Genomic DNA, 18,054 nt, shown 5'->3' with positions numbered 1-18,054 from the left:
CCCGATAAGATCGCGCAGCCAATGTCCGGCTGGGCGCAGCGCCCGCGACGGCTCAAAAGCAAATGTATGGGCGCCGGGCTCTATCTGACACGGCCCCGTAAAAAGGGGGTTTCAGGCCTTCAGCGCGCGCGGGCGCACCACTGTCACCGAGCAGGGCGCCTTGGCTGCCACCTCGCCCGACACAGAGCCAAGCAGCGTACGCATGGCGGAATTGGCGCGAGCGCCCATGACAATATGATCGACCTCGTTGGCGCGGGCATAATTGAGGATCGCGTCGGCCGGATCAATCGCCTCCAGCACGTGGAAGGTGATTTTGCCCTCGGGCAGGCGCAGCGGATTAGCCCAGCTTTTCAAGCCGACAAGCCGGTGGATGTGCTTGGATTCGCCGTTTTCATCCAGCGTGCTGTCGAGCGTGACCCGGTTCTGCTTGAGTACATTGAGACAGGCAACGCGCGCCTCGGGCATGGTGGCCAGCACCTGCCCGACCATGACGCGCAGATCATCTGCGACCGTGCCGCCGCCCTCGCCAAGGTCTATCGCCGCCACAATGATCGGCGCACCCGCCAGCTGCTGTTTCATGTTTTCGACACGGATGGGCCGCGCATCTTCGTTGAAGCGCCGCCGCCAGACGGCAAAAATCGAATCCTGCTTCAATTTTTGTGCGCGTTCGGTGAGGCGAACCTGATCGGGATTGAGAAGATCGAACGCAAGCTGCGCGCCGGACGGATAGCGCCGCGCCGGGTTGACCTCCAGACAGCGCAGGATGATCTCCTGAAACCAGAGCGGCATGGCGGCATTGAGGGCGCGCGGCGGCACGGGATCGCGCCAGATGCGATGCTTGAGACCGCTGAGGCGCTGCGGGTTGCCAAACGGGCGCACGCCGGTGGCGAAAAAATACATCAGCACACCCAGCGCAAACAGATCGCTGCGCGGCTCATGGCGGATGCCGAGCACCTGCTCCGGCGCCATGTAGGGCGCGGTGCCATAGGGAAGACGGAATTCCTCAACCAGCAGATCGGGCAACTGATCGTGATGCGACAGCCCATAATCGACCAGCACGACTTCGCCATTCTCACGGAAAAGAACATTCGAGGGCTTGAGGTCGAGATGGATCACGTGCTGGCTGTGCAGATCATGCAGGGCGAGGGCAATTTTCGCGCCCAGTTCCGCCACTTCCGCACAGGGCAGCGGCAGGGAGTCGATCCGCGGCAGCAGCGAGGGCGCATTGATATGCTCCATCACCAGATAGGGCTGGGTGGCAAAATCCCCCGCCGCGATGAATTTCGGCACATGCACACCGTGCAGGCGCGGCAGAATCATCTGCTCCATCTCGAAGCCGACGATGGCGGCGGGGTCCTCTCCTTCGCTGATGACCGGCACCTTCATCAGCAGCGGCAGGTCGATACCCGGCTTGCGCACCTTCCAGAGCGAGGCCATGCCGCCCTTATAGATGAATTCGACAATTTCAAAACCATCGAGAACAAGACCCGGCTCGATCGTATGGCGCCCCATGAAATCCCCCCCGAGGTCAACGCCCCTCCATCAACCGAACGGCCAGAGATTCCGGCAGGCCAGCGGCGCGGATGCGCGCCGCCGCGCTCTCGATGTCATAAGGAACACGCAGATAGCTCATTTCGTGGCTGTCCGTGTCGAAAATGCCGTAACAGGCAGCCGGATTGTGATCGCGCGGCTGGCCGACAGAGCCAAGCACGCAGAGCCAGCGGCGCTGCTTGAGCAGCGGGATGCCAACGCTTGGCACGGGCTGGAAACGCGCCAGCTTGCTGGTGGCGGTGATGCCGTAAACGGCAGGCACATGCACATGGCCGCAGAACGTGACCTGCGCCCGGGTGGCGCGCATGCTGGCCCAGGCCATTTCGGAATCGGTGATATAAGTCCAGCGTTCGGGATGCGCGCCATCGGCATGCACGTAAAGCCGCCCCTCGTCCTCAACCACGAGCGGCAGACGATCGAGCCAATTGCGCGCGGCGGGGGAAAGATTTTCCCTCGTCCAGTCGATCGCGGCCCGCGCTGTCACATTCATCGCGGGGCTCGGTTCGGATATGGCGCGGTCATGATTGCCGACGACGGCAATCGCCCCTTTGTCGAGATGCGCGGCCACTGTCTCGACAACCCATTCGGGCTCGGCGCCGTAGCCGACATAATCGCCGAGGAAGACATATTGATCGACGCCGCGCTGTGCGGCGTCGCGCAGGCAGGCAGCAAACGCCTCCCGGTTGCCGTGAATGTCGCTGAACAGAGCTATCCGCATGAATCGTCCCAGTAAACCCTAACGCTAGGCGCGGGTGCGGCGCTCCGCAAGCCGGAGATTAGTCGAAGCGACGCGCACCGCCTTGATCCGGATCAACCAAGCGTAAGTGCCGCCTCGATGCGCGGCCAGTCCGTCGCGGCAGGAATGCCAAATCGCAGCCATTGCGGATGCTGGGCGAAGGGCCGGACCAAAATCCCGGCCTCGGCGAGACGGCGAAACCAGTGATGAGCCTGCGAATGACCCGCCAGCACGAAAAGATGGGTGCCGCCGACCAGATCGAAACCGGCGCCGACGAGCAAGCCCTCGAGATGCTGGCGCGAAGCAAGCAGGCGGGCCGCCTCCTTGGCCAGCCAGCCCTTATCGGCAAAAGCGCGGCGGGCGACAGCCAGGGCCGGACCGGACACCGCCCAGGGGCCGAGTTCGCGGCGCAGCACATGCGCCAGATCGCGGTGCGCCAGCGCAAAGCCGAGCCGCAGACCGGCGAGGCCGTAGGTCTTGCCGAACGAGCGCAGGATCAGCGTATTGGCGGGCATAATGGGCGCAAGGCTGGCCTGCGGCCGGTAAAAATCCATGAAGGCTTCGTCCACCACCAGTGTGCCGCCGGAGACGGCGAGATCGGCAGCCAGCGTCAGCAGGTCCTCGGGGGAAATCCGCCGCCCGTCCGGATTATTGGGATTGACGATGATCGCGACATCGCAGGCGCGCAGGTCGGCAAGATGCGCGCATATCCGGACCTCAACGCCATGCGGACGCCAGACGCGGGCATATTCGCCATAAGTAAAGCCGAGAACGCCAACCTTGCGCCCGGCCAGCACATGCGGCAGAAGCTGGATCAGGCTCTGCGTGCCGGGTGCCGCGACAGCCTCGCCTCCCGAAAGGCCATAAGCCTGCGCCGCCGCCTCTTCCAGCGCCGTAACGGCCCCAGCCTCGGGCAGGCGCGTCCAGGCCAACGGAGAAATATCGCCCAGAGGATAGGATTCGGCGTTGATTCCGGTGGAAAGGTCGATCCACGGATGGGGCGCATGCGGAAAGAGCTGGGCCGCGACGTCGAGATTGCCGCCATGATGCGTTAGGATGTGGATCGATTCGAGTGTTTCTGTCATGGCCTTCACCCTTCAAATGACCCTGCTGGCCCTCGCCCTGGAAGGCTTATTTGGGTATCCGGACGCGCTTTACAAGCTCATCGGCCATCCTGTCACATGGATGGGCGCTGCCCTCGCATGGCTGGAAGCCGCGCTCAATCGCGGCGGGAAACGCCGTGCCAGAGGCGCGCTGGCGCTGATTGCGCTGCTTGGCCTGAGCGTCCTGCCCGCCCTGTTGCTCGACCGGTTCATATTGCACGATCTTTCCGGCATGATCAAACTGGCCATTCTGGCCGCCAGCCTTCCGGCGCAGCGTTCGCTGTTCACGCATGTGCGGGCGGTGGAGCGCGCCCTGAGCGACAATCTCGCCGCCGGACAAGGTGCAGTGGCCATGATCGTCGGGCGCAACACATCCGTGCTCGACGAAGCCGGCGTGGCGCGCGCCGCCATTGAGAGTCTGGCCGAAAATTTCTCCGACGGCATTGTCGCCCCCGCTTTCTGGCTTTGCGCTCTCGGCTTGCCGGGCGGAGTCGCCTACAAGGCCGCCAATACGGCGGATTCGATGATCGGCCACAGGAACGAGCGCTACGAGGCGTTCGGCTGGGCGGCGGCGCGCTTTGACGATCTCGTCAACCTGCCCGCTTCGCGGCTGGCCGCGCTATGGCTGATTCTCGCGGCGCTGATGACAAAGGGCGCCAGCGCTGGCAAGGCCGTCAGCGCAATGCTGCGCGATGCGCCCCGGCATCGATCCCCCAATGCCGGTTGGCCGGAAGCAGCCATGGCCGGGGCACTGGGCCTGCAACTGGCAGGGCCGCGCGTCTATGGCGCGGAACTGGTGGATGACGCCTTCATGGGCAATGGCCGGCGCGAGGCCAATGCCAGCGATATTGCCCGCGCCCTGACGCTCTACCGGCGCGCCTGCTTCATTCAGGCGCTGGTGATCGCAGCCGCGGCACTGGCCGTGACGCTCTGAGAGCAGGCGCGCCCTACCGCGCCAAGCCGATCAGCGCACCGATATCGACGTGCTTTTCCAGATGGGCCGCCAGCGCGTCGAGCGTGGCCTCGATCCCGGCCTCGTAATTCATGCCCGAACTCTGCCCGCCAAGTCGGTTCAGCCAGCCGGCCCGCTGCGAATCATGCGCAAACAGGCCGTGCACATAACAGGCCATGATCTGACCATTGGCCGAAATGGCGCCATCCGCCCGCCCTGCGATATCGAGCAGCGGCCGCGCGCAATCGGGGCCGGACGTGCGCCCGACATGCATCTCATATCCGGCAAAAGGCGCGCCATCGGCAGAAATTCCGGATACGGCGATAAGGCTCTTGTCACCCGAAAGCGTGGTCTCCACATCGAGCAGGCCGAGGCCTTCAACGCTCTCCGGCGGGCCCTCCATGCCTTGCGGGTCGTGAACTGCCCTGCCCAGCATCTGATAACCGCCGCAAATACCCAAAACCTTGCCGCCGCGCCGCACATGGGCGGCAAGATCGATGTCCCACCCCTGCGCCCGGAAGAATTTCAGATCGGCGATGGTCGCCTTTGAGCCGGGCAGGATGACAAGATCGCAAACGGGCAAGGGTTGCCCGCGCGCCACCATCACCAGATCGACGCCCGGTTCAAGCCGCAACGGGTCGAAATCATCGAAATTGGCAATATGGGCAAGGACAGGCACAGCGATTTTGAGCGCGCCGCCGGAACTGCCGCGGCGCTTGTCCAGCACCACCGCATCCTCGGCGGGCAGTCGCGCGGCATCGGTAAAATACGGCACCAGCCCCAGCGCCTGCCAGCCGCTTTTTTCTGAAATCAGGTCCATGCCGGCCGAGAACAATGTGGGATCGCCGCGAAAACGGTTGACGATGAAACCTCTAACCATATCGGCATCCGCCGCATCGATAACCGCTCTGGTGCCGACGATCTGCGCGATCACTCCGCCGCGGTCGATATCGCCGATCAGCACGACAGGCACATCGGTGGCCCGGGCGAAGCCCATATTGGCGATGTCATTGGCCCGCAGATTGACCTCCGCCGCACTGCCCGCACCTTCAACCAGTACAAAATCCGCCTGCGCCTTGAGGCGTTCAAAACTGTCCAGCACGCTGGACATCAGTTTCGGCTTGAGGGCCTGATAATCGCGCGCCTTCGCATTGCCGAAGATTTTCCCCTGCACGATCACCTGAGACCCGACATCGCTCTGCGGTTTCAGCAGCACCGGGTTCATATGGACGCTGAGGGGCGCACCGCAGGCGCGCGCCTGCAAAGCCTGCGCCCGGCCGATCTCTCCGCCATCGGCGGTTACGGCGGCATTGTTCGACATATTCTGCGGCTTGAACGGCAGCACCCTGTGCCCGCGCAGGGTCAGCGCGCGGCAAAAGCCGGCGACCAGCAGGCTCTTGCCGACATCGGAGCCGGTACCCTGAAACATCAAGGCTCTGGCGCTCAAAATTCGATACCCTTCTGGGCCTTCACGCCGCCGGAAAAATGATGCTTGACCAGAGTCATTTCGGTGACGAGATCCGCCGCCTCGATGAGTTCAGGCTTGGCATTGCGGCCGGTGACGACGATATGCAGATCGGGACGCCGCGCCTTGAGCGCCTCCACCACCTCATGCAGCGGCAGATAATCATAGCGCAGTGCGATATTGAGCTCGTCGAGCACGAGCAGGCGGATATCCGGTCTGGCCATCAGGTCTTTGACCTTGTCCCATGCCCGCACGGCGGCGGCGATATCGCGCGCCTTGTCCTGCGTCTCCCAGGTGAAGCCCTCGCCCATCGTGTACCATTCCACGAGATCGGGAAAACGCTCCAGCGCCTTGCGCTCGCCCGTCTCCCACGCCCCCTTGATGAACTGGACGATGCCGACCTTCCATTCATAGCCCAGCGCGCGCAGGATGAGGCCGAAAGCCGCCGTGGACTTGCCTTTGCCCGAGCCGGTATGGACGATGAGCAGCCCCTTCTCGGCAATGGTTTTCGAGGCGACTTCGGCGTCCTGCACGGCCTTTCGCTTGGCCATTTTGGCCTTGTGGCGGTCTTCCTCGCTGGAATCGGATATAGTCATGGCGTCCTCGCAATTTGGCAGGCATTAAAAGCACCTCTTTCCCGCCCCGGCAAGCGCGGCACATTGACAGGCCCTGTCGGCGCGCCTAACAGTTAGGCGCTATGGTCTCTCGCGTTGAGAGTGAAAAGGGAATGTGGCGGGGTTTTGCCCCGCAAGCCACAACTGCCCCCGCAACTGTGATTGGGGAGCCCGGCGCCAAAACCACTGAATGCAGATTCGGGAAGGGGCGCGCGGGCGGCGATCCAAGAGTCAGGAGACCTGCCATGGCACGGTCAAGGTTCGGGCGGGGTGCCCTGAACCCGTCGATGCGGTTTTCCGCATCGGCAACCGCTTTGGTGCACCCCGCGCAAACTGGGGTAAACCGGTGTCCGAGCCGACGCAAATCTATGTCTGCACCACCTGCCGCGCGGCAGACGAGCCGCTTGAACCGAAGGCGGAGCGTGCAGGCGCGCGGCTTTATGCCAGCCTCGCCGCCAGCGATGGCGCGGGGTTCCAGATCATCCCCGTCGAATGCCTGAGCGTCTGCAAGCGTCCCTGCACGGTGAGTTTCGCTGCGCCCGGCAAGTGGACCTATATTTACGGCGACCTGCCCGCCGAGACAGCCGCCGAGACAATTCTGGCCGGCGCCAGACTTTACGCCGCCGCAGCCGATGGCCTTATTCCCTGGAAGCAGCGCCCCGACGCCCTCAAGAAAGGCGTGGTCGCGCGGGTTCCGCCACTGCAAAGGCCTTCACCATGACCCTCTCCCTGATGGAGAGCGCATAGCTCGAACACTCCTTCTCTCTATGGGAGAAGGTTGGGATGAGGGAAACCACAAAAGGATAATCACATGCTCGCCAAAATACCTGTCACCATCATCACCGGGTTTCTTGGCGCCGGAAAAACGACGCTGGTGCGCCATGTGCTGGAACATGCCAATGGCCGCCGTCTGGCGCTTGTGATCAACGAATTCGGCGATGTCGGCGTCGATGGAGACATTTTACGTTCCTGCGGCATAGAATCCTGCCCCGAGGAAAATATCGTCGAACTGGCCAATGGCTGCATCTGCTGCACTGTGGCGGATGACTTCATCCCCGCCATTGAAGGCCTGATGGCGCGCGAGCCAAGGCCGGAACACATCATCATCGAAACTTCGGGCCTCGCCCTGCCCAAGCCCCTCGTCAAGGCCTTCGACTGGCCGAGCATCCGCGCCCGCCTCACAGTCGACGGCGTCATTGCCGTGGTGGACGGCGCCGCCGTGGCGGAGGGGCGTTTTGCCGACGATCCCGAAGCCCTCGCCCGCCAGCGCGCCGAGGATGCCTCGCTCGATCACGACAACCCGCTTGAGGAAGTCTATGAGGATCAGCTGCTCTGCGCCGATCTTGTCATCGTCAACAAGGCGGATCTGATCAATGAAGCCGACCTCGCCAGCATTTTTGCCGATATCCAGCGTGAAGTGCCGCGCGCTGTCAAAATCATCGCCACGCACGAGGGCCGGATCGACCCGAATGTGCTGCTCGGCCTCTCTGCCGCCGCCGAGGATGACCTCGCCAACCGGCCCTCGCATCATGATGCCGAGGAAGGCCACGATCACGACGATTTCGACACGTTCATCGTCGAGCTTGGGCCTGTCGATGAGCCGGACGCACTGATCGCCAAGCTCGCCGATGTCGCCGCCCGGCACGACGTGCTGCGCATGAAAGGCTTCATGGATGTTGCCGGCAAGCCGATGCGCCTTCTGGTGCAGGGCGTCGGCACACGCTTTCGCCAGAGCTTCGACCGGCCATGGAGCGCGGGCGAACAACGCCTGAGCCGTCTTGTGGTGATCGGCGAGAAAGGTCTGAACAAGGACGCCATCACGGCGGCGTTGGCGTAAACCATGCATCTGCTGCGCACCGAGTCCCGCTCCCTGAACGACACGGCCGAGGCCGTTGATCTGGAGCAGACTCCTGCGCCGCTGGTGTTCCTCTCTTTCACGGATGCCGACCTCTCCAGCCTCGCCAGCGCCTGGGAGGCCGGTTCGGGCCTGCCCGCCCTGCGCCTTGCCAGCCTCGCACAGCTCAAGCACCCCTATTCCGTCGATCTTTATGCCGAAAAGATCATCGCCAAAGCCAGATTCGTGCTGGTGCGCCTGCTGGGCGGCATGGATTACTGGCGTTATGGCGTCGAAGAGCTGGCAGCTCTGGCGCGGGCGAACGGCATCAGCCTCGCCTTCGTCCCCGGCGATTATCAGGAGGATGCGCGCCTCGACGCGGCTTCGACCCTGCCCAGAGACCAGCTTCGCGCCCTCTGGGCTTATTTTCAGGAAGGCGGGCCGGAGAATATGGCGGCCTGTCTCGATGTCATGGCCGGCGCCGCGGCACGCCCACCCCGGAAATTGGCTGCTTTCGATCTCTATACGCCGGCCTGCTTCAATCATGCGGACGGGCCAAGGGCTCTGCTGGTGTTCTACCGCTCCTTGCTGCTTTCGGGCGATCTTGCCCCGATCCGCGCGCTTGGCTCCAGTCTGCACGCCAAGGGTTTCTCCGTCAGCGCCAGCTTTGTCACCAGCCTGAAGGATCCATCGGCAAGCGAGCCGCTGGCCACGCATATGGCACGCTTCGCGCCGGATGTGATTTTCAACACCACCGCCTTCTCTGCCCGGCAGAATGACGGCTCGACGGTGCTTGATGCCGCCGATGCCCCGGTTCTGCAGGTCATGCTGGCCGGAAGCAGCCGTGAGCAATGGCAGGGCGACGCGCGCGGGCTTTCTGCCGCCGATCAGGCGATGAACGTGGTGCTGCCCGAAGTGGATGGACGCATCATCACCCGCGCCATTTCGTTCAAGGCCGAGACGCCGCGCTCGCAGACGCTGGAATTTTCCCGCCTCATCCACGCGCCGGAGCCTTCGCGCGTTGATTATGTCGCCGAACTTGGCGCAGCCTGGGCGCGCTTGCGCCGCCTGCCCGCGTTTGAGACGCGCATCGGCCTCGTGCTCTCGGATTATCCGGCCAAGGGCGGACGCACAGCCTATGCCGTTGGCCTCGATACGCCGCAATCTGTGGCGCAGATCGCCGCCGCACTGCGCGGCGCGGGCTACGATATCGATGAGATCGACGCTGCAAGCCTCATCGGCGCGCTGACGCTTGAACCGCCGCGTTTGGTCATGTCGCTGGCGCATTATGCGCAGGCGTTCGCAACCCTGCCCGGACTGTTCCGCGAGGCGGTGATCAAGGCATGGGGCCTGCCAGACGAAGACTTCGCTTTCCGCCACATCCGGAGCGGCAAGCTCATCGTGGCCGTCCAACCCGACCGGGGGCACGCGGATAATCGCAAGAACGATTACCATGACACCAACCTGCCGCCCTGCCACGCTTATATCGCCTTCTATCTGTGGCTGCGCGCCAATATGGATGCGATGATCCATTGCGGCACCCATGGCACGCTGGAATGGCTGCCGGGCAAAGCCGCCGCACTGGCCGAAACCTGCGCGCCCGAAGCCGTTCTCGGCGCCGTGCCGGTGATCTACCCGTTCATTGTCAATAATCCGGGCGAGGCGGCACAGGCCAAAAGGCGGCTTGGCGCCGTGACCATCGGCCATATGACTCCGCCGCTGATGCAGGCCGGCGCGCATGGCGCACTGGCCGAAATCGAAGGCCTGTTCGACGAATATGCGCAGGCCGAGACGCTGGACCCCAGACGCGCCAAGCGTCTTGCCACGCTGATCCTGCGCCGCGCCGAAGAAACAGGCCTGTTCACGGAGAGCGGCATTACCCGCGATGCCGCAACACAAGATGTGCTGGCCGAACTCGATGCCTGGCTCTGCGACATCAAGGATATGCGCATCGGCGACGGCCTGCACATATTCGGCACCGCGCCTGGCGAAATCGACGGGCTCATCAAGGGGCTCAGAGGGCGTTTCGTGCCGCCCGGTCCGGCAGGTGCCCCGGCAACGCGCGCCGATGTATTGCCCACGGGGCGCAATCTTTTCTCCATCGACCCGCGCGCCATCCCCACCCGTACGGCTTGGGAGATGGGCGAAGCCATGGCGTCCGAAGTGCTGGCAACCTATGCGCAGACCCATGGCGAATGGCCGAAAAGCATTTTTCTCGATCTCTGGGGCAGCGCGTCGATGCGCACCGGCGGAGAGGATCTTGCGCAGGCATTTGCGCTGATCGGGGTGCGTCCGACATGGGATCATGGTTCGACCCGTGTCAACGGCTTCGAAATCATGCCGCCGGCAAAGCTGGGCCGCCCGCGCGTTGACGTGACGTTGCGCATTTCCGGCCTGTTCCGGGATGTGTTTCCCGGCCAGATCGCGCTGTTTGACGAGGCTGTGCGGGCTGTGGCCAGCCTCGATGAACCGGAAGACGAGAATCCGCTCATTCTCAGCCACGGCCCGCGCATTTTTGGCTCGGCACCCGGCACCTATGGGCTGGGGCTCGGCAATATTCTTGCCCGGGGCGACTGGAAAAGCCGCGACGAACTGGGCGCGGCTTATCTCGCCGCCTCATCACATAGTTTTGGCAGAAGCGAAGGCCGCAGCGACGCCTTCGCCGCCCGGGTTGCCGGTGCCGATGCCTTTGTCCATGTTCAGGATATGGCGGGACAGGATGTGCTTGATTCCGATGCCTTTGCCGAACATGAGGGCGGCTTTGCCGCCGCCGCCGCCAGCCTTGGCAAGGTCCCCGCCATCTACCATGCCGATTCCGCCGCCCGATATCCGAAAATTCGCACCATGGCGCAGGAAGTGGCGCGGGTTCTGCGCGGGCGGGCCAGCAATCCGCGCTGGATTAAGGGCCAGATGCGCCACGGCCATCGCGGCGCGGCAGAAATCGTCGAAAGTCTCGACAATCTCTTCGCTTATGCGGCGCTGACCGACGCCGTTCAGAGCCGCCATTTCGACATATTGTTCGACGCCACGCTCGGACAGGAAGAGGTGCGCGCCTTCCTGCATGAGGTCAATCCGCAGGCGGAAGCCGCCATGGCAGCGAAATTCGACGAGGCTCTGGCGCGCGGTTTCTGGCAGGACCGGCGCAACTCCACCCGCGCCATGCTCGACGAAATTCTGGGAGCGGGCCATGGGTGAAATCAAAGGCTGGTGCCCCGGCGCGCTGCGCCCCATGATGACCGGCGACGGGCTGCTGGTGCGGCTGCGTCTTGCCGCCGGGCGGATGAGCTTCGATCAGGCCAGCGCGATTGCCGCGCTCTCGCGGCGCTACGGCAATGGCAAGATCAGCCTCTCGGCACGCGCCAACCTGCAATTGCGCGGCGTAAGCCCGGAAGATCACCCGCGGCTCATCGCCGAATTACAGGCGCTCGGGCTGGTGGGCGACAATGAAAGGGCCGAGGCGGTGCGCAATATCATCGTCAATCCGCTTGATGGCCTGACCGAACTTGTACCCCTCGCGGCAACGCTCGATGCGCGTCTCGCACAGGACGAAGCGCTCTGGGCGCTACCGGGAAAATTCGGCTTTGCGCTGGATGGCGGCGGGCGGGCCGGCCTTGGGGACATATCCGCCGACGTGCGCTTCGAGGCCGTTGCAACGCCGCAAGGGCTGCGCTTCGGCCTGATGCTGGACGGAGTGGATCATCTGCATTTCGGGCTCTGGCGGGAGGCGGACGTGCCGGAGATCGCTGCTGCGGCGGCGCGCATGTTCATCGGCGCGCGGCAGGCGGACCCGGCGCTCAGACGGATGCGCGACTACATCTCGCGCCAGATGAATAGCCCTGCCCGGCAAGACCCGGAAGAGAGAAAATTTGCCAGACTCATGCCCGAACTGGCGCAGCATGAGGATTGGTGCCTCGCCCCGCGCCAGCCGCGTCCCGCGCCGGAATTACGCGAAATTCTCGGCCAGCACTTAGGCTTCTTCGGGCTGGCAGCGCCCTTCGGCCTGATGGATGCGGCTGCGCTCGCCGCCCTTGCCGGGGCATGCAGGCAAGCGGGCGCGGAAGACCTGCGCCTCACACCCTGGCGGGTGCTGCTGGCGACGAGCACCACGCCTCTCCGGCTGGCCGATACGAACAAAGATGACGGCTTGTGGATCACAAATCCTGCCGACCCAAGACTGTATATTGCCGCCTGTCCCGGCGCGCCGCTCTGTTCCAGCGGAGAAACGCAGACTTTGGACGACGCACGCGCTCTGACACCGCAGTTTGCAGGCGCGGACCGCCTGATGCTGCATGTCTCCGGCTGCGCCAAAGGCTGTGCGCATCCCGGCAGGGCGCCGCTGACGCTGGTGGGCAGGCAAGGGGTTTACGACCTGATATTGCAGGGCGATACACGGGCAAAACCTGCGCACACCGCACTCGCACCCGAGCAATTACCCCGGATAATTTCAGAATTAATGAGGAATTTCAACGTTGACGCATGATTACATCCGCGACGGCGCGGAAATATACCGCCGTTCCTTTGCCATGATCCGCGCGGAGGCCGATCTTGCCCGCTTCACACCGGAAGAGGAGCGCGTCGCCGTGCGCATCATCCATTCCTGCGGCATGGTGGAAGCGGCCGCCGATATTTTCTTTTCGCCCGGAGCCGCCCGGGCCGGCATAGCGGCGCTGGAGCGCGGCGCGCCGATCCTGTGCGACGCGAAGATGGTGGCCCATGGCGTCACGCGCAATCGCCTGCCCGTCAACAATGCCGTCATCTGTACGCTGGACGATCCGCGCGTGCCCGCATTGGCTGAAAAGCTCGGCACCACCCGCACGGCGGCGGCAATGGAGTTATGGCGCGACATGCTGCCCGGTTCTGTTGTCGCAATAGGCAATGCGCCCACCGCGCTTTACCGGCTATTTGAACTGCTTGACGAGGGCGTCGCGCCGCCCGCTCTTGTCATCGGCATACCGGTGGGCTTTATCGGCGCAGCCGAGTCGAAGGAGGCGCTGATCGAGGACGGTCGCGCGCCCTGCATCGTGGTTCGCGGCCGAAAGGGCGGCAGCGCCATGACGGCAGCGGCCATCAATGCGCTTGCCAGTGCGAAGGAATGAGAATGAACGCGTTTGGCCGTCTCTACGGCATTGGTCTTGGCCCGGGCGATCCGGAACTGCTCACACTGAAGGCGTTGCGCCTTCTGCAGGGAGCAAAGCATATCGCCTATTTCGCCAAGCAGGGACGGCGCGGCCATGCCCGCACCATCGCCGATCCGCATATTGCGCCGGGCACCAATGAAATACCGTTACTTTATCCGGTAACGACCGAGATTCACTTCGCCGAAGCCGATTACAACAGCCAGCTGGCGGGTTTTTATGAGGAGTCCGCCGCGCGCCTCGCCGCGCTGCTGGAAGCCGGAGAAGACGTCGCGCTGCTGTGCGAGGGCGACCCGCTGTTCTATGGCTCGTTCATGCATCTCTATATCCGGCTGCGGACGCGCTTTCCCGTCACCATCGTGCCCGCCGTCACCGGCATGTCCGGCTGCTGGACAGCGGCGGGAGAACCGATGACCTGGGGCGACGACATTCTCACGGTGCTGCCGGGCACGCTGCCGCAGGACGAACTTGTCGCGCGCCTCATGGCGACCGATGCCGCCGTGATCATGAAAATCGGCCAGAACTTTCCCAAGATCCGCGCTGCCATCGCTGAAGCCGGCCTGCTCAACCGCGCCATTTATGTCGAGCGCGGCGCCATGCCGGAAGAAAAGGTGGTGCCGCTGGCACAGAAGACAGACGGAACCGCGCCCTATTTCTCGATCATCCTGATTCCGGGCCAGGGGCGCAGGCCAGACAATGGGCAAAATCCATGAGCGGCAAGCTATTCATCATCGGCCTCGGCCCCGGCCCGGATCACTGGATCGTGCCGGAAGCACAGGATGCGCTGCACAGCGTAACCGACATTATCGGCTATTCGGCCTATACGGGGCGGATCAGTCCGCGCGAGGGCCAGACCATCCATGCGTCCGACAACCGCGTCGAACTGGAGCGCGCGCGCCATGCCATCGAACTGGCGCTGAGCGGCAGACAGGTCGCCGTGGTCTCGGGCGGCGATCCCGGTGTTTTCGCCATGTCGGCGGCGGTGCTCGAAGCGATCGATGCCGGGCCGAAGCCATGGCGGGAGCTTGATCTGCACATTATCCCCGGCATTTCCGCGATGCAGGCAGCAGCAGCGCGGCTGGGCGCGCCGCTTGGTCATGATTTTTGCGTCATCTCGCTCTCCGACAATCTCAAGCCCTGGGATATAATTGAGAAGCGGCTCGTCACCGCCGCGCAGGGCGATTTTGTCATCGCACTCTATAATCCGGCATCGAAAGCGCGGCCGCAGCGCATCGCCGAGGCCTTCGCGCTGCTTAATCTCGTCAAGGACGCGCGCACGCCGGTCGCCTTTGCCCGCGCCGTCGGGCGGCCCGATGAGCGGCTCCACCTCACCACGCTCGGCGAGGCGGATACCAGCCTCGTCGACATGAGCACGCTTGTCATCATCGGCTCGTCCGAAAGCCGCTGGATCGCACGGCCCAATGCAGCGCCCTGGCTGCTGACGCCGCGTTCCTATGGAGTAAAGCCGTGAGCCGCGAGCCAGTCCAGCGCGCCGGCGACATCTGCCGCCTGCGGACAAGGCTGCGGCGCGGGCCGGCGGATCATGATCACCGGCAAACCCAGTTCGCGCGCCGCCTCGATCTTGGCATAGGTGGCTTTGCCGCCGCTGTTCTTGGTGACGACGACATCGATGCGCTCGCCCTGCAGCAAGGCGCGCTCGCCGGCCAGATCAAACGGCCCGCGCGCCAGAATGAGCTTGCGCTGCGGCAAAAGCTCCAGTCCCTCCGGCGGATCGATGGTGCGGATCAGATAGACATGCTGCGCAAGCGCGGCGAAGGGGCCGATGTCCTTGCCATGGCTGAGGAACACCCGGCGCGGAGCTTCTCCCAGCGCAGCGGCGGCGGCCTGTGTATCCGCGACCTCGGTCCAGCGGTCGCCGGGCTGACGCAACCAACCGGGACGCGAAAGCTGCACGAGCGGCACCTGCGCGGCCTGCGCCGCCGCAAAGGCATGAGCGGACATCTGCTGCGCAAAAGGGTGGGTTGCATCAATGATGTGGCTGATGCCTTCGGCCCTGATATAGGCGACAAGCCCGTCGATGCCGCCAAATCCGCCCATGCGGAATGGCACAGGCTGGCTTGGGCGTTGCGTGGCGCCGGCAAGCGACAGAATGAAGGGCGCACCGCGCGCGTCGAGCCTGCGCGCAAGTTCAGAGGCTTCCGTCGTGCCGCCGAGAATGAGACATTTCATGCAACTGCTCCGGAGGCTGGCTCATGAACCCCTGGCTGACCCTGATCGGCCTGAACGAGGATGGCCGCGCCTCTCTCTCTCCTGCCGCAGAACGGGCGCTTGATCAAGCCCGGCTCATCGTCGGCGGCGCGCGGCATCTGTCGCTTATCGGCAAAACGCAGGCCGAGACATTGTGCTGGCCCTCGCCCATCGAGGCCGCCTATCCCGCCATTCTGGCGCGCCGGGGCGAGCCTGTCGTGGTGCTCGCCAGCGGCGATCCGTTCTTCTACGGCATCGGCTCGGTGCTGGCCCGGCACATCGGCGCGGAAGAAATGACCTGCTTTCCGGCCACTTCCGCTTTCAGCCTTGCCGCCAGCCGCCTTGGCTGGGCGCAGCAGGATTGCACTTTGATCACGCTGCATGGCCGCCCGCTGGAGCGGATCATCCGCCATCTTCAGCCCGGCGCGCGCATTCTGGCCCTGTCATGGGATGGGACGACACCGCACAAACTCGCCCGGTTGCTGGTCAGACGCGGCATGGGCGGCTCGAAACTCACTATTCTGGCGCGCATGGGCGGGCCTCAGGAGCGTATTCTGCGCGCCCATGCGGCGGAACTGAACGCGCCGGATTTTGCCCAGGTGCAGATCGACGCGCTCAACACCATCGCGCTGGAGGTTGTGGCCGATGCGGATGCCCGGATCATCCCGGCAAGCGCTGGCCTGCCCGACGCATGGTTCGTTCATGACGGCCAGATCACCAAACGCGATATGCGGGCAATCACGCTCGGCGCGCTTGCGCCGCGCCGGCACGAGCTTCTCTGGGACATCGGGGCCGGATCGGGTTCGATCGCCATCGAATGGATGCTGCGCGACGAGAGCCTTGCCGCCATTGCCATCGAGCAGAGCGCGGCGCGCGCTGCCAATATCCGGGCCAATGCACTTGAACTGGGCGCGCCCGATCTTGCCATCATCACCGGCAGCGCCCCGGATGTGCTGGAAGGCCTGCCCGCCCCCGATGCCATTTTCATTGGCGGCGGCGCCACGCGGGCCGGCGTGATCGACGTAGCCTATCGCGCGCTCAAAAGCGGCGGCCGGATGGTGGTCAATGCCGTGACGCTGGAAACTCAGGCCGAACTGACCGCCCGATTTCGTCAATATGGCGGGCGGATGGTACAGGTGCAGCTTGCCGAGGCTGATGCAGTTGGCGGCTTCCACGGCTGGCGCGCCGCCATGCCGGTGGTGCAATGGATGGTCACCAAGTCATGATCGCGATAGGACTCGGCTGCCGAAAACATTGCCCCGGCGCGGAAATTGCGGCATTGGTGCGCGAAGCGCTTGTCCTTGCCGCGATCGAGGGCGAGCCGCATTTATTTTCACTATCGGATAAGCAGGACGAAACGGGATTGCTGGAAGCCGCGAAACTGCTGAACATGCCGCTGCATTTTCTGCCCCGCACCGCGCTGGCCGGGCAGATGGCGCATGTGGTGACGCGCTCATCCAAGGCCGCACGGCTCTATGGGCTTGAGTCGGTCTCCGAAGCCGCCGCGCTGGCGGGCGCGGGTACCGGCGCGCGTCTTGTTCTGCCGCGCATTGCCAACGCCCGGGCCACTTGCGCCATTGCCATGAGGGAGTCCCGCACATGAGCGTCCATTTCATCGGCGCCGGCCCCGGCGCGGCAGATCTGATCACCCTGCGCGGCCGCGACCTGCTGGCCAAATGTCCGGTTTGCCTTTATGCCGGCTCGCTGGTGCCACAGGAGCTTCTGGCCCATTGCCCGCCGGGCGCGCGGATCATCGATACAGCCCCGATGAGCCTTGACGAGATAGAGACTGAATTTGCCCGCGCCCATGCAGCGGGGGAAGATGTTGCGCGGCTGCATTCGGGCGATCTTTCGATCTGGAGCGCCATGGGCGAGCAGATCCGGCGGCTGGAAAAGCTCGGCATTGCCTACAGCGTCACGCCGGGAGTGCCGTCCTTCGCGGCAGCGGCGGCGGTGCTGGGTCAGGAACTCACCATGCCGGAAGTGGCGCAATCGCTGGTGCTGACCCGGATTTCAGGGCGCGCCTCGGCCATGCCGGAGCGCGAAAAGCTGGAAACCTTCGCCCAGAGCGGCACGACACTCGCCATTCATCTGGCCATTCATGCGTTGGACAATGTGGTGGAGCGGCTGACACCCTTCTATGGGCCGGACTGTCCGGTGGCGATTGTGTTTCGCGCCAGTTGGCCGGACGAGCGCGTCCTGCGCGGAACGCTGGGCACGATTGCGGCGCGCGCCGCGCAAGACCCGATGGAGCGCACGGCGCTGATCTTTGTCGGCCCTTCGCTGGGCCGTCCGGATTTCCGCGAGAGCGCTCTCTACAGCGTCGATTACCGCCGTCGTTTCAGGGGCGGCACACGCTGGGGCGAACCGGCCGGGGAGGGAGCGGAATGAAGCCGGCTTCCGTCGTCCTGACATTCAGCCGCAGCGCGCTTTCCTTCACCCTTTCACCCTCAAAA

The 18,054-nt window shown here is 64.2% G+C and carries 17 protein-coding genes and 1 riboswitch; of the genes, 11 read left to right on the top strand and 6 right to left on the bottom strand.

From position 1 onward, the window contains the following. Positions 1-111: 111 nt before the first annotated feature. From AC0N03_RS00535 to cobD, 3 genes are all read right to left on the bottom strand, one after another. Positions 112-1,512, bottom strand: a complete 1,401-nt coding sequence (locus AC0N03_RS00535; protein ID WP_474286412.1) for a protein kinase domain-containing protein — start codon at positions 1,510-1,512, stop codon at positions 112-114. Positions 1,513-1,528: 16 nt separating this feature from the next. Continuing rightward, positions 1,529-2,269: a metallophosphoesterase family protein gene (locus tag AC0N03_RS00530; protein ID WP_474286411.1), complete on the bottom strand. Its 741-nt coding sequence runs from the start codon at positions 2,267-2,269 to the stop codon at positions 1,529-1,531. Between the two features lie 92 nt (positions 2,270-2,361). After that, a complete protein-coding gene (gene cobD / locus AC0N03_RS00525; RefSeq protein WP_474286410.1) occupies positions 2,362-3,372 on the bottom strand; it encodes a threonine-phosphate decarboxylase CobD in 1,011 nt (336 codons plus the stop codon). On the opposite strand from cobD, the gene cbiB reads away from it, so the two are divergent. Further along, positions 3,371-4,324 (top strand): adenosylcobinamide-phosphate synthase CbiB, encoded by a 954-nt coding sequence (gene cbiB / locus AC0N03_RS00520; protein WP_474286409.1) that lies wholly within the window; start codon positions 3,371-3,373, stop codon positions 4,322-4,324. The genes cobD and cbiB overlap by 2 nt on opposite strands. Positions 4,325-4,337: 13 nt before the next feature. Here cbiB and AC0N03_RS00515 read toward each other — a convergent pair whose 3' ends face one another. Both AC0N03_RS00515 and cobO read right to left on the bottom strand, forming a co-directional pair. Then, positions 4,338-5,771 (bottom strand): cobyric acid synthase, encoded by a 1,434-nt coding sequence (locus tag AC0N03_RS00515; protein WP_474286408.1) that lies wholly within the window; start codon positions 5,769-5,771, stop codon positions 4,338-4,340. A 14-nt stretch (positions 5,772-5,785) separates the two neighbouring features. Continuing rightward, positions 5,786-6,403, bottom strand: a complete 618-nt coding sequence (gene cobO / locus AC0N03_RS00510) for a cob(I)yrinic acid a,c-diamide adenosyltransferase (RefSeq protein WP_474286406.1) — start codon at positions 6,401-6,403, stop codon at positions 5,786-5,788. A gap of 85 nt (positions 6,404-6,488) precedes the next feature. Next, positions 6,489-6,683, top strand: a riboswitch (cobalamin riboswitch). 84 nt (positions 6,684-6,767) lie between these two features. On the opposite strand from cobO, the gene AC0N03_RS00505 reads away from it, so the two are divergent. The 7 genes from AC0N03_RS00505 to cobJ all read left to right on the top strand — a co-directional run bounded on the left by AC0N03_RS00505 (position 6,768) and on the right by cobJ (position 14,861). Then, complete coding sequence (locus AC0N03_RS00505; RefSeq protein WP_474286405.1) at positions 6,768-7,142, top strand: DUF1636 family protein; 375 nt, start codon at positions 6,768-6,770, stop codon at positions 7,140-7,142. Between the two features lie 90 nt (positions 7,143-7,232). Next, positions 7,233-8,258, top strand: coding sequence for a cobalamin biosynthesis protein CobW (gene cobW, locus AC0N03_RS00500; protein ID WP_474286404.1), 1,026 nt, complete (start codon positions 7,233-7,235; stop codon positions 8,256-8,258). A 3-nt stretch (positions 8,259-8,261) separates the two neighbouring features. Then, positions 8,262-11,450, top strand: coding sequence for a cobaltochelatase subunit CobN (cobN, locus tag AC0N03_RS00495; protein WP_474286403.1), 3,189 nt, complete (start codon positions 8,262-8,264; stop codon positions 11,448-11,450). Continuing rightward, the gene (gene cobG / locus AC0N03_RS00490; RefSeq protein ID WP_474286402.1) at positions 11,443-12,735 is read left to right on the top strand and encodes a precorrin-3B synthase; all 1,293 of its coding nucleotides are present in this window, start codon (positions 11,443-11,445) and stop codon (positions 12,733-12,735) included. The genes cobN and cobG overlap by 8 nt, the downstream gene beginning before the upstream one ends. A 43-nt stretch (positions 12,736-12,778) precedes the next feature. Further along, positions 12,779-13,351, top strand: coding sequence for a precorrin-8X methylmutase (locus AC0N03_RS00485; protein WP_474287196.1), 573 nt, complete (start codon positions 12,779-12,781; stop codon positions 13,349-13,351). A gap of 2 nt (positions 13,352-13,353) precedes the next feature. Further along, positions 13,354-14,103: a precorrin-2 C(20)-methyltransferase gene (locus tag AC0N03_RS00480; RefSeq protein ID WP_474286401.1), complete on the top strand. Its 750-nt coding sequence runs from the start codon at positions 13,354-13,356 to the stop codon at positions 14,101-14,103. Continuing rightward, on the top strand, positions 14,100-14,861 hold the full coding sequence (gene cobJ, locus AC0N03_RS00475; RefSeq protein WP_474286400.1) for a precorrin-3B C(17)-methyltransferase: 762 nt from the start codon (positions 14,100-14,102) through the stop codon (positions 14,859-14,861). Before AC0N03_RS00480 ends, cobJ begins: the two co-directional genes overlap by 4 nt. Here cobJ and AC0N03_RS00470 read toward each other — a convergent pair. Continuing rightward, positions 14,843-15,580: a cobalt-precorrin-6A reductase gene (locus AC0N03_RS00470; protein WP_474286398.1), complete on the bottom strand. Its 738-nt coding sequence runs from the start codon at positions 15,578-15,580 to the stop codon at positions 14,843-14,845. The genes cobJ and AC0N03_RS00470 overlap by 19 nt on opposite strands. 23 nt (positions 15,581-15,603) lie before the next feature. On the opposite strand from AC0N03_RS00470, the gene cbiE reads away from it, so the two are divergent. From cbiE to cobM, 3 genes are read left to right on the top strand one after another with little or no spacing between them, the layout of a single operon-like run. Further along, positions 15,604-16,824, top strand: coding sequence for a precorrin-6y C5,15-methyltransferase (decarboxylating) subunit CbiE (cbiE, locus tag AC0N03_RS00465; protein ID WP_474286397.1), 1,221 nt, complete (start codon positions 15,604-15,606; stop codon positions 16,822-16,824). Next, complete coding sequence (locus AC0N03_RS00460) at positions 16,803-17,201, top strand: cobalamin biosynthesis protein (RefSeq protein ID WP_474286396.1); 399 nt, start codon at positions 16,803-16,805, stop codon at positions 17,199-17,201. The genes cbiE and AC0N03_RS00460 overlap by 22 nt, the downstream gene beginning before the upstream one ends. Continuing rightward, positions 17,198-17,989 carry a precorrin-4 C(11)-methyltransferase gene (cobM, locus tag AC0N03_RS00455; RefSeq protein ID WP_474286395.1) on the top strand — a complete coding sequence of 264 codons (792 nt, stop codon included), beginning with the start codon at positions 17,198-17,200 and terminating at the stop codon, positions 17,987-17,989. Before AC0N03_RS00460 ends, cobM begins: the two co-directional genes overlap by 4 nt. Positions 17,990-18,054: the final 65 nt, after the last annotated feature.

It is taken from the genome of Methylocystis sp. sgz306128 (assembly GCF_056032725.1).
Note: the sequence above shows the minus strand (reverse complement) of the source record. Positions and strands in the feature narration are given on the sequence as shown.

Coding starts and splice junctions, on each gene's coding strand:
- cobW (WP_474286404.1), top strand. CDS start 7,233: ATGCTCGCCAAAATACCTGTCACCATCATCACCGGGTTTCTTGGCGCC.
- cobG (WP_474286402.1), top strand. CDS start 11,443: ATGGGTGAAATCAAAGGCTGGTGCCCCGGCGCGCTGCGCCCCATGATG.
- cobO (WP_474286406.1), bottom strand. CDS start 6,403: ATGACTATATCCGATTCCAGCGAGGAAGACCGCCACAAGGCCAAAATG.
- AC0N03_RS00530 (WP_474286411.1), bottom strand. CDS start 2,269: ATGCGGATAGCTCTGTTCAGCGACATTCACGGCAACCGGGAGGCGTTT.
- AC0N03_RS00535 (WP_474286412.1), bottom strand. CDS start 1,512: ATGGGGCGCCATACGATCGAGCCGGGTCTTGTTCTCGATGGTTTTGAA.
- AC0N03_RS00480 (WP_474286401.1), top strand. CDS start 13,354: ATGAACGCGTTTGGCCGTCTCTACGGCATTGGTCTTGGCCCGGGCGAT.
- cobN (WP_474286403.1), top strand. CDS start 8,262: ATGCATCTGCTGCGCACCGAGTCCCGCTCCCTGAACGACACGGCCGAG.
- cobD (WP_474286410.1), bottom strand. CDS start 3,372: ATGACAGAAACACTCGAATCGATCCACATCCTAACGCATCATGGCGGC.
- AC0N03_RS00515 (WP_474286408.1), bottom strand. CDS start 5,771: ATGTTTCAGGGTACCGGCTCCGATGTCGGCAAGAGCCTGCTGGTCGCC.
- AC0N03_RS00485 (WP_474287196.1), top strand. CDS start 12,779: ATGATCCGCGCGGAGGCCGATCTTGCCCGCTTCACACCGGAAGAGGAG.
- AC0N03_RS00470 (WP_474286398.1), bottom strand. CDS start 15,580: ATGAAATGTCTCATTCTCGGCGGCACGACGGAAGCCTCTGAACTTGCG.
- cbiB (WP_474286409.1), top strand. CDS start 3,371: ATGGCCTTCACCCTTCAAATGACCCTGCTGGCCCTCGCCCTGGAAGGC.
- cobM (WP_474286395.1), top strand. CDS start 17,198: ATGAGCGTCCATTTCATCGGCGCCGGCCCCGGCGCGGCAGATCTGATC.
- cbiE (WP_474286397.1), top strand. CDS start 15,604: ATGAACCCCTGGCTGACCCTGATCGGCCTGAACGAGGATGGCCGCGCC.
- cobJ (WP_474286400.1), top strand. CDS start 14,100: ATGAGCGGCAAGCTATTCATCATCGGCCTCGGCCCCGGCCCGGATCAC.
- AC0N03_RS00460 (WP_474286396.1), top strand. CDS start 16,803: ATGGATGGTCACCAAGTCATGATCGCGATAGGACTCGGCTGCCGAAAA.